We start from the raw sequence: 8893 nt of genomic DNA, 5'->3' as shown, positions 1-8893 counted from the left end.
GATTAAACTATGCTAGTACATTGCCATGATAAAGTGATTTTTATTATACAGGGAGGAAATATCAATGATTTTAATGATTGATAATTATGATTCATTTGTGTACAACCTAGTTCAGTATATTGGAGAATTAGGTGAAGAAGTTATTGTAAAAAGAAATGATGAAGTAACAGTAGAAGAAATAGAAAAAATAAATCCTGAAATAATAGTTTTATCTCCAGGTCCATGTTCACCAAAAGAAGCAGGAATATGTATAGATGTTGTAAATAAGTTCAAAGGAATAAAGCCTATACTTGGAATTTGTTTAGGTCATCAAACAATAGGACATGTATTTGGAGGAAGTGTAATAAAAGCACATCAACCTGTACATGGAAAAGTTCATAGTATAAAACATAATAATAAAGGTGTTTTTAAAAATCTTAATAACCCTTTAAATGTTACTAGATACCATTCATTAGTAGTAGATTTAGATTCGTTACCAGAAGAATTAGAAGTTACTGCTATGACTGATAAAAATGAAATAATGGGAATTAAACATAAAAAATATTTAATTGAAGGTGTTCAATTCCACCCAGAAGCGATATTATCAGAACAAGGTCATGATATATTAAGAAACTTTATAAAAGAGGCTAGAGAAAGGGTGGAAATATAATATGATTAAAGAAATAAATACTAAATTAAATTCATTTGAACTATTTACCATATTCAAAGATGATGAGAATAGTTTTATATTAGATAGTGCAATGGATAAACAAAAGTTAGGAAGATATTCTTTTATAAGTAGCAATCCATTTAAAATATTAAAATATAAAAATACTAAAGAAAATCCATTAGATTATTTACAAAATGAGTTAAATAAATATAAAGTTGAAAATAATACACATCTACCATTTATAGGTGGAGCTGTAGGATACTTATCTTATGATTTAGGAAATTATATAGAAAAATTACCTCGAACAGCAGTTGATGATACAAATATATATGATTTATATTTTGGATTTTATAATTGGGTAATAGCTATAGATCATTTAGAGAATAAAACATACATAGCAACGCCTAATTTAGATGTTGAAAAAGAAAATGAGATAATTAAAAATATAGAAATTAAGATAAATGAATCTGAAAAAAATGGCATAGATAATATTTGCTATGAGGAAAAAGAAGTTGAGAAAACTAGACTTACTTCAAACTTTACTAAAAATGAGTTTGAAAATGCAGTAAGAAAAGTACAAGACTATATAAGGCAAGGAGATATATATCAAGCTAACTTAACTCAAAGATTTAATGGAAAGACAACATTATCAAGTTATGAATTATATAGAGACTTAAGAAGATTTAGTCCAGCACCTTTTGGAGCATTTTTAAATTTCGAAGATAGTCATATATTATCTAATTCTCCTGAAAGATTTATAAAATGTGTAGATAGGAAAGTAGAAACTAGGCCGATAAAAGGTACAAGACCTAGAGGAAAAAATAAAGAAGAAGATTTGAAATTACAAGAAGAATTAAAAAATAGTGAAAAAGATAGAGCGGAACTTCTTATGATAGTAGATTTAGAGCGAAATGATATAGGTAGAATCTCTAAAATAGGTACTGTTAAAGTTCCTGAGCTATTTGTAATAGAGCCATATGCAAATGTAAATCACCTAGTGGCAACTGTAGTTGGAGAACTTGATGATGATAAGGACTGTATAGATGTTATAAAAGCAACATTCCCGGGGGGATCTATAACAGGTGCTCCTAAGATACGATCTATGGAAATAATAGATGAATTAGAACCTACTCAAAGAAATGTTTATACAGGATCTATAGGATATATAGGATTTGATGGGGATATGGATTTAAATATAGCAATAAGAACTATTATAAAAAAAGATGAAAATGTATATTTCCAAGTAGGCGGAGGAATGACATGGGATTCAAATCCAGAAGATGAATATCAAGAAACATTAGATAAGGCTCAATCTATAATGAAGGCATTAAGAGGTTATTATGAAGAATAATATCTCATTTGATAGTACTTTAAGCAAGTTTGGAATAGGTTTATTTGAAACTATAAAAATAGAAAACAAGCCTATAGATTTTAATTTACATATGAATAGGTTATATAATTCTGTAAGTAATTTAAATATTAAAGTTAATATAGATAGAAAGTCTTTAGAGAAAGAAGTTTTAACATATATAAAAGACAATGATATAAAAAACAAAGCTCTAAGGGTAACTTTATTTGATGAAGGATATAATATATCAATTAGAGATATTGTATATAATGATAAAATGTATGAAGACGGACTTAAATTAACTATTTCTCCTATAAAAAGAGGAAATAGCATACTTTATAGACATAAGACAACTAATTACTTTGAAAATATTTATACTAAAGAGTATGCAAATACAAATGGATTTAATGATGCAATATTTTTAAGTATGGATAACAAAATATTAGAATGTTCTATGTGTAATATATTTTTTATAAAAGATAGTAAGTTATACACACCAAGTGAGGAACTACCTATATTAAACGGTATAATGAAAAAAAGGATAGAAGATATTTGTGTTGAATTAAATATAGAAGTAATAAAAAAAGAAATACATTTAGAAGAAATTAATGATTTTGAATTTTCTTTTGTAACTAATAGTCTAATGGGAGCTATGAAGGTTAAGTTTATAGAAAATAAAAAATATAATGATGAAAATGTATTATTTACAAAAATAATAGATAAATTAAGTTAAGTATTTATTGGAGAATATATATGAAAAAAAGCATTTATCAAATTTATAATGAAGAAATTAAAGAAATAATAAATAATGAAAATACTAAAGCAATATACTTAGTAGGATCATCTAAAAATTTAGACTTAAGGGATACAAACTTAAATATAAGTGATATAGATATATTTGTTTTTGTAAAAAATGGGGATTTACAAACTAGAATAGTAAAAAAAATAGAGAATATTGAATTTGATATAAATTATTTTTCTGAAAAAGGGGTATATAAATTTATAAATAAAAAAGAATACTTTTTCTTAAAAGAAATGAAAGAACCAAAAGTTATATATGATAAAGATAAGATATCTAATGAAATAATAAATTTATGTAAGGAAAAGTTTATAGAAGGTCCTGATAAAATTTCTGAAAAAGAGATTAAGCTTTTAAAAGCTTGTATATTAGCTAAAGTAGAAGATTTAAAAGTTATAGAAAAATTTAATGACTTTGAATATCAATTTTTGACTAATTTATATTTAAAAGATATAATAGTTGGGTATTTTATTATAAATAATAAGTGGATACCTAAAGATAAAAAGTTATTTAATAGTTTAAAAGAAGAAGATATAAAAATTTATAATTTATGTAAAAAGGCTATTGAAACTTATGAATATGAAGACTTGATAAATGCTTATAAATATATATTTAAAGAACAATTATAAAGCAAGGGGGCTAACCAAATGAGTAATGTAGATAAAGATAAAATAAAAAGAGCTGTTAGAGATATACTAGAAGCAATAGGAGAAGATCCAGATAGAGAAGGATTAATAGATACTCCTGATAGAGTAGCTAGAATGTATGAAGAAATATATGCAGGACTTCATCAAGATCCAAAAGACCATTTAAAAGTTATATTCCAAGATGAAGAACATGAAGAACTAGTATTAGTAAGAGATGTACCTTTTTATTCATGCTGTGAACATCATTTAGTTCCATTCTTTGGAAAAGCTCACATAGCATATTTACCTAAAGAAGGTAGACTTACAGGTCTTTCAAAACTTGCTAGGGTGATTGAAACTTTAGCTAAAAGACCGCAATTACAAGAAAGAATAACTAAATCTGCAGCGGATATAATAATGGAAGAACTTAATCCATATGGAGTTATAGTTGTTGTTGAAGCTGAACATATGTGTATGACTATGAGAGGTGTTAAAAAGCCTGGATCAAAAACTATAACGTCAGCTGTTAGAGGGATATTTGAAAAAGATATAGCAGCAAGGGCTGAAGCTATGAGCTTAATAACTATGAAATAGTATAGGAGATATATAGTATGTTTGATTATAATAAAAGAACTTATATAATGGGTATATTAAATGTTACTCCTGATAGCTTTTCAGATGGCGGAAACTTTAATAGTGTAGATAAAGCTTTAGAACATGCTAAAGTAATGATTAATGAAGGTGCGGATATAATTGATTTAGGTGGAGAATCGACAAGACCAGGTCATGACTATGTAGATGCTGATGAAGAATTAAGAAGAGTAATACCTGTTATAAAAAAACTTAAAGAAGAACTAGATACGCCTATATCTGTAGACACATATAAAGCTAAGGTTGCAGATAAAAGTTTAAAATTAGGTGTAGAAATGATAAATGATGTATGGGGCCTTAGAAAAGACAAAGACATGGCAAGTGTTATAGCAAAATATGATGCATATGTTTGTATAATGCATAATCAAGATAATACTGAGTATCATAAGGATATAATGGAATCTATAAAAGAATTTTTATCAGAAAGTATAAATATAGCTATAGAAGCTGGAATAGATAAAGATAAGATTGTATTAGATCCAGGTATAGGTTTTGGTAAAACATATGAACAAAATTTAGAAGTATTAAAGAGATTAGGAGAATTAAAATCATTAGGATATCCGATACTTCTTGGTACTTCTAGAAAATCAGTAATAGGAAATACTCTAGATTTGCCACCAAAAGAAAGAGTAGAAGGAACTATAGCGACTACTGTTTTAGGAGTAAGAGATGGAGTAGATATTGTAAGAGTCCATGATGTAGAGAAGAATTTAAGAGCTGCTAAAATGGCTGATGCTATATACAGACGATAGTAAGAACGAGAAAAGGAGTATATAGGTGATGAAAAAAAACCTATTTGATAGAAACTTAAAAATAGAAATTACGACGGATAATAAAACATTAACTGTAAAAGAAGATAAAATTATAATAGCAGGACCATGTGCAATTGAAAGTTATGACCAATTACTTAAAACGGCACAGTTTGTAAAAAGTAAAGGTGCAAATGTATTAAGAGGTGGTGCATATAAACCAAGAACATCTCCTAATTCATTCCAAGGATTAAAAGAAGAAGGTCTTGAAATATTAAAAGCAGTAAAAAAAGAAACAGGAATGGCTGTTATAACAGAGTTAATGGATATAAGAGAGCTTGACAAATTATATGAAGTGACAGATATAATTCAAATAGGTTCTAGAAATATGCAAAACTTTAACTTACTAACAGAAGTTGGTAAACAAGACAAACCTGTTATGTTAAAAAGAGGTCTTTCTTCTACTATAGGTGAATGGATAGGTGCTGCTGAATATATAGCTATAGAAGGTAATAGTAAAATTATAATGTGTGAAAGAGGTATAAGAACATATAATGATTATACAAGAAATACATTAGATTTAGCTGCTGTACCTATTATACAAAAAGAAACAGGCCTTCCTGTGGTAGTTGATCCATCTCATGGTACAGGTGTTAGATATTTAATAAAGCCTATGTCTATTGGAGCATTTGCAGTTGGAGCTGATGGGATCATGGTTGAGGTACATCCAGAGCCAGAAAATGCACTATCAGATGGGATGCAATCACTTAACTTTAATGAATTTGAAGATTTAATGAATAATATAAAATAAATTATAAAAAAGAGGCAATTTGCCTCTTTTTTATTTAAAAAAGTATTAAATATTAAAAAATTTGTAAATACTTAATTATAGATAAATACATGATAAAATATATTGAAAAAAAAATTTTTTAAAAAAAAGAAGGAATTTAACAAAAAAAGTCGAATTATGAATAATGAGCATTTGACAAATTTGCAATATAATGTAAAATAGATATGTTAAGATAAAAAACACCCAAAGGTGATAAAATGAATGATATAAAAGATATTATAGAAGAAATAAAGAGTAGATGTGATATAGCTAGTATTATATCTAGCTATATAAATATAAAACCATCAGGGTCAAATTATAAGGGATTATGTCCTTTTCATGGCGAAAAAACGCCATCTTTTTACATCAATACATCAAAACAGATTTATAAATGTTTTGGATGTGGAGAAGGTGGAGATGTTATAAATTTTATAATGAGAATTGAAAATTTAGATTTCATGGATGCAGTGAAATTACTAGCAGATAGATGTGGCGTAGAAATCAATACACATGTTGATGAATCTACTAAAGAAAGAATAGAAAAATCTAAAAAATTTCAAGACATACATGTAGAAGCAGCAAGGTTTTATTTTTCAAATCTTATAAAAAGTAAAAATCCAGGATATGAATATCTAAGAAAAAGAGGATTAGATGATAAGATAATTAAAAGGTTTGGTTTAGGATATTCACTAGATTCTTGGAATTCTCTAATGAATTATCTGATATCCATAGGTTATAAAAATGAAGATTTAATCGAATGTGGTTTATTTGGATATAAAAGCGAAACTAAAAAGATTTATGATAAATTCAGAAATAGAGTGATGTTTCCTATATTTGATTATAGAGGAAATGTAATAGGATTTGGTGGAAGGGTTTTAGATGATTCACTACCTAAGTATCTAAATTCACCAGATACATTAATATTTAATAAAAGACAAAATTTATATGGATTAAATTTTGCAAGAAAAGAAATAAAAGATAGAAGTGTAATACTAGTAGAAGGATATATGGATTTAATATCACTTCATCAATATGGAATAAAAAATGTAGTAGCTACTTTAGGAACTGCATTAACAGAGGGACAAGGAAGTCTAATAAAAAGATATGCAGATACTGCTATTATATCATATGACTCAGATGAAGCAGGTATTAAAGCAACCTTAAGAGCTATTGAGATTCTTAATAAATTAGATATTAATGTAAAAGTATTAAATTTAAAAGAATGTAAAGATCCAGATGAATTTATAAGAAAATATGGAGTTTCAGAGTTTGAAAAACAAATTAAGAACTCAATTCATTCTATAAAATATAAAATAGATAATTTAAAACGAAATTTTAATATACAAAAAGATGAAGAACGAGTAAAATTTGCAAAAGAAGCATCAAAGATAATAAAAGAAATAAAAAGTCCAGTAGAAGTTGACTATTATACTAAATACTTAAGTGAACAAATAGATATAAGTGTTGAATCTATTAAAAAAGAAGTATATGGAAAATATTACAATGGCGCTCAAAATAAAAATAATAAATATATAAATAAAAAAGAAGAAAAGATAATTGAAAAGCCAAAAGCTATTAAAAAAGGAAAGCTATTAGTAGAAGAAAATCTTATAAAAATAATGTTAGAAAATAAAAAATATAGAGATATTATTTTATTGAAAATAAATGAAGAAGATTTTTTAGAAAATGATAGTAAAGAAATTTTAAATTGGTTAATTAAAAATAAAGATTTGGACAAAATAACTATTGACAAAATTAAAAGTTTAAACATATCCGAAGAATATATTAAAGGATTAGAAAGTATATCTTTAGATAATATGGACTTAAATAACATTAAAAATATAGATGAAATAATTAAAAATATAAAGAAAAATAGTCTTAATGAAAAAATTAATATTTTATTACAAGAACAAATTGATATTGAAAAGAATAAAGACACTAAAGATGCGAAAGAGGTAGATTCTAAAATTATGGAAATAGCTTTAAAAATAGTTGAAATAAGAAGACAGTTACAAAGGTTATAATGAAGGGAGGTCTAAGTATGGAGAATAAATCAAATAAAAAAGAATCGAAAAGAATGACAGCTAAAGGATTAATAGAAAAAGGAAAAAAACAAGGATCTCTTACTCTTGCTGAAATAATGGAAGCTTTTTCAGAAACTGAATTAGATAAAGATCAAGTTGAAAATCTTTATGAAACTTTAGGTAATCTAGGCATAGAAGTTATCGAAAATAAAACTGATAAAGCTGAAATAGATTTTCAACAAGAAGATGACTTAGATTTAGAAGGATTAGATGAAAGTATAGTAAAAGATGATACTCCTATGGAAATAGAAGAAATAGATTTATCTTTACCAAAAGGTATAAGTATAGATGATCCTGTCAGAATGTATTTAAAAGAAATCGGAAAAATACCTTTATTAAAGCCACATGAAGAAGTTGAATTAGCTAGAAGAATGCATGAAGGTGATGAATTAGCTAAACAAAGGCTAGTAGAAGCTAACTTAAGATTAGTTGTAAGTATAGCTAAGAGATATGTAGGTCGTGGGATGCTTTTCTTAGACTTAATACAAGAAGGAAACTTAGGTCTTATAAAGGCTGTTGAAAAGTTTGATTATGTAAAAGGATTTAAATTTAGTACTTATGCAACATGGTGGATAAGACAAGCTATAACTCGTGCTATAGCAGACCAAGCAAGAACTATAAGAATACCTGTTCATATGGTTGAAACAATAAATAAATTAATAAGAGTATCAAGACAATTACTTCAAGAGCTAGGAAGAGATCCAAAACCTGAAGAGATAGCTAAAGAAATGGATATGACAGAAGATAAAGTAAGAGAGATCATGAAGATAGCTCAAGATCCAGTATCGCTTGAAACTCCTATAGGAGAGGAAGAAGATAGTCATTTAGGAGACTTTATACCAGATGATGATGCTCCAGCACCAGCAGAAGCTGCAGCATACTCTTTATTAAAAGAGCAAATAGAAGATGTATTAGGTTCTTTAAATGAGAGAGAACAAAAAGTATTAAAATTAAGATTTGGTCTTGAAGATGGACGTGCTAGAACTCTTGAAGAAGTAGGTAAAGAGTTTGATGTTACAAGAGAGAGAATAAGACAAATCGAAGCTAAAGCATTAAGAAAATTAAGACATCCAAGTAGATCTAAAAAGCTTAGAGACTACTTAGATTAAGATAAATAAAAATTCGCCTTATGGGCGAATTTTTGTATCATATAGAAAA

At 26.8% G+C, this 8893-nt stretch carries 9 protein-coding genes; all 9 read left to right on the top strand.

Annotation, left to right across the window (positions count from 1 at the left end; all coding sequences use genetic code 11):
- The first annotated feature begins 64 nt into the window (after positions 1–64).
- The 9 genes from G3997_RS06875 (at position 65) to rpoD (ending at position 8844) form a co-directional block, all read left to right on the top strand.
- Positions 65–649, top strand: coding sequence for an anthranilate synthase component II (locus G3997_RS06875; protein ID WP_296644767.1), 585 nt, complete (start codon positions 65–67; stop codon positions 647–649).
- Between the two features lies 1 nt (position 650).
- Positions 651–2000, top strand: a complete 1350-nt coding sequence (pabB, locus tag G3997_RS06870; protein WP_296644765.1) for an aminodeoxychorismate synthase component I — start codon at positions 651–653, stop codon at positions 1998–2000.
- A complete protein-coding gene (locus G3997_RS06865) occupies positions 1990–2730 on the top strand; it encodes an aminotransferase class IV (protein WP_296644763.1) in 741 nt (246 codons plus the stop codon). Before pabB ends, G3997_RS06865 begins: the two co-directional genes overlap by 11 nt.
- A gap of 20 nt (positions 2731–2750) precedes the next feature.
- Complete coding sequence (locus tag G3997_RS06860) at positions 2751–3425, top strand: hypothetical protein (protein ID WP_296644760.1); 675 nt, start codon at positions 2751–2753, stop codon at positions 3423–3425.
- Positions 3426–3443: 18 nt separating this feature from the next.
- Complete coding sequence (gene folE, locus G3997_RS06855) at positions 3444–4016, top strand: GTP cyclohydrolase I FolE (protein ID WP_296644758.1); 573 nt, start codon at positions 3444–3446, stop codon at positions 4014–4016.
- Between the two features lie 17 nt (positions 4017–4033).
- Positions 4034–4825: a dihydropteroate synthase gene (gene folP, locus G3997_RS06850; protein ID WP_296644755.1), complete on the top strand. Its 792-nt coding sequence runs from the start codon at positions 4034–4036 to the stop codon at positions 4823–4825.
- 28 nt (positions 4826–4853) lie between these two features.
- Complete coding sequence (aroF, locus tag G3997_RS06845; protein ID WP_296644753.1) at positions 4854–5633, top strand: 3-deoxy-7-phosphoheptulonate synthase; 780 nt, start codon at positions 4854–4856, stop codon at positions 5631–5633.
- A 236-nt stretch (positions 5634–5869) separates the two neighbouring features.
- On the top strand, positions 5870–7675 hold the full coding sequence (gene dnaG, locus G3997_RS06840) for a DNA primase (protein WP_296644750.1): 1806 nt from the start codon (positions 5870–5872) through the stop codon (positions 7673–7675).
- A gap of 17 nt (positions 7676–7692) precedes the next feature.
- Entirely contained in the window at positions 7693–8844 is a 1152-nt protein-coding gene (gene rpoD, locus G3997_RS06835; protein WP_296644748.1) for an RNA polymerase sigma factor RpoD, read from the top strand.
- Positions 8845–8893 lie beyond the last annotated feature (49 nt).

Origin of the sequence: Romboutsia sp. 13368, from assembly GCF_018336475.1 — a bacterium.
GTDB lineage: Bacteria > Bacillota > Clostridia > Peptostreptococcales > Peptostreptococcaceae > Romboutsia.
The sequence above is the reverse complement of the archived record's forward strand: the minus strand, read 5'-3'. Positions and strand labels throughout refer to the sequence as shown.

What these genes read in the sequence shown, in the direction of transcription:
- folP (WP_296644755.1), top strand. Translation starts at nt 4,034, where the DNA reads ATGTTTGATTATAATAAAAGAACTTATATAATGGGTATATTAAATGTT.
- G3997_RS06875 (WP_296644767.1), top strand. Translation starts at nt 65, where the DNA reads ATGATTTTAATGATTGATAATTATGATTCATTTGTGTACAACCTAGTT.
- G3997_RS06865 (WP_296644763.1), top strand. Translation starts at nt 1,990, where the DNA reads ATGAAGAATAATATCTCATTTGATAGTACTTTAAGCAAGTTTGGAATA.
- pabB (WP_296644765.1), top strand. Translation starts at nt 651, where the DNA reads ATGATTAAAGAAATAAATACTAAATTAAATTCATTTGAACTATTTACC.
- aroF (WP_296644753.1), top strand. Translation starts at nt 4,854, where the DNA reads ATGAAAAAAAACCTATTTGATAGAAACTTAAAAATAGAAATTACGACG.
- G3997_RS06860 (WP_296644760.1), top strand. Translation starts at nt 2,751, where the DNA reads ATGAAAAAAAGCATTTATCAAATTTATAATGAAGAAATTAAAGAAATA.
- folE (WP_296644758.1), top strand. Translation starts at nt 3,444, where the DNA reads ATGAGTAATGTAGATAAAGATAAAATAAAAAGAGCTGTTAGAGATATA.
- rpoD (WP_296644748.1), top strand. Translation starts at nt 7,693, where the DNA reads ATGGAGAATAAATCAAATAAAAAAGAATCGAAAAGAATGACAGCTAAA.
- dnaG (WP_296644750.1), top strand. Translation starts at nt 5,870, where the DNA reads ATGAATGATATAAAAGATATTATAGAAGAAATAAAGAGTAGATGTGAT.